This window comes from Streptomyces sp. NPDC002577, assembly GCF_053594815.1.
This window is the reverse complement of the sequence record NZ_JBSFWK010000107.1, coordinates 1-1399: the sequence shown is the minus strand read 5'-3', so window position 1 is coordinate 1399 and position 1399 is coordinate 1. Positions and strand designations below refer to the sequence as shown.

Here is a 1399-nt window from a genome sequence, read left to right as displayed (position 1 = left end):
CAATGCCGGTGACTTAGATGTCCTGCCCTCGTTGGTTGTGGTGTGGCGAGGGTGGGGCAGGTCAAGTCGCCTGCGGGTGAGCGTTTGTCGGACCGGATCGCGATCGGGGTGCTGACGCGGGCGTTTCCGCCGCGGTTGGTCGATGAGGTGATCGCGGAGACCGGGCGGGGTGAGCAGCGCAGTCGGCTGCTGCCTGCACGCGTGGTCGTGTACTTCGTGCTGGCGATGTGTCTGTTCTTCGGGCAGCCGTATGAAGAGGTCGCGCGGCTGCTGGGCGAGGGGCTGGGGAACCGGGAACGGTCCTGGCGGGTGCCGACGACTGCCGCGATCGGGCGGGCGCGTCGGCGCCTGGGCTGTGAGCCGTTGAAGATGCTGTTCGCGCAGGTGTGCCGTCCGGTGGCGGTGCCCAAGACGGCGGGTGCCTGGTATCGGCGGTGGTGTCTGGTGGCGGTGGACGGCACGACCTTGGACCTGGCGGACACAGCGGAGAACGACAGCTTCTTCGGCCGCCCGGGCTCGGGGCGGGGCAGGGGCGCGTTCCCGCAGGCCAGAATCGTGGCGCTGGCCGAGTGCGGGACGCACGCGGTGTTCGGTGCGGCGGTGGGGCCGCTGTCGGTGAGTGAGCCGGTGCTGTCCCGGCAGCTGTTCACCCGCCTGCGGGCGGGGATGCTGCTGCTGGCCGACCGGGGCTTTTTCAGCTTCGAGTTGTGGCAGGCCGCCCGGGCAACGGGCGCGGACCTTTTGTGGCGGATGCGTAAGAGCGCGGCCCTGCCCGTGGCGCAGGTCCTGGCCGATGGCTCCTACCTCAGCACGGTCCATGCCGAGCCGGACCGCAGGAGCCGCCGCAACCCGGTGGTGGTCCGGGTGATCGAGTACACCCTTGCCCGCACCGGCGACGCCACCGTCTACCGCCTGCTGACCACCGTGCTCGACCCTGAACAGGCACCTGCGAAGGAACTGGCCGCGCTCTACGCCCAGCGGTGGGAGATCGAGACCACGCTGGACGAGATCAAGACCCACCAGCGCGGCCCGAAGCTTGTCCTGCGCTCGAAACACCCGTGGGGCGTGGAGCAGGAGATCTACGGTTTCCTCCTGGTGCACCACGCCATCCGGCAGTTGATGCACCAGGCCGCCATCGGCCAGGGTCTTGATCCCGACCGGCTGTCCTTCACGCGGTCCCTGCGGATCGTGCGCCGCCAGGTCCCGGCCCAGGCGGCATTTTCCCCCCGGCCGACTCACCCGGGCGCTGGCCCGCACCCTGGCTGAGATCGCCGAACGCCTGCTGCCCCCACGCCGCCACCGGGCCTGCCCCCGAGTGATCAAACGGAAGATGTCCAACTGGCCGCTCAAACGGGCCGAGCATCGCAACGGGACACCACCCGCACCGGACACCGTCACC

Annotated in this window: 1 protein-coding gene; it reads left to right on the top strand. The window is 70.0% G+C overall.

Features of this window, described 5'->3' with window-relative positions; translation table 11 throughout:
• Nucleotides 1–42: 42 nt before the first annotated feature.
• Nucleotides 43–1266 carry an IS4 family transposase gene (locus tag ACWD4J_RS44085; protein ID WP_451401195.1) on the top strand — a complete coding sequence of 408 codons (1224 nt, stop codon included), beginning with the start codon at nt 43–45 and terminating at the stop codon, nt 1264–1266.
• The last annotated feature ends 133 nt before the right edge of the window (nt 1267–1399 follow it).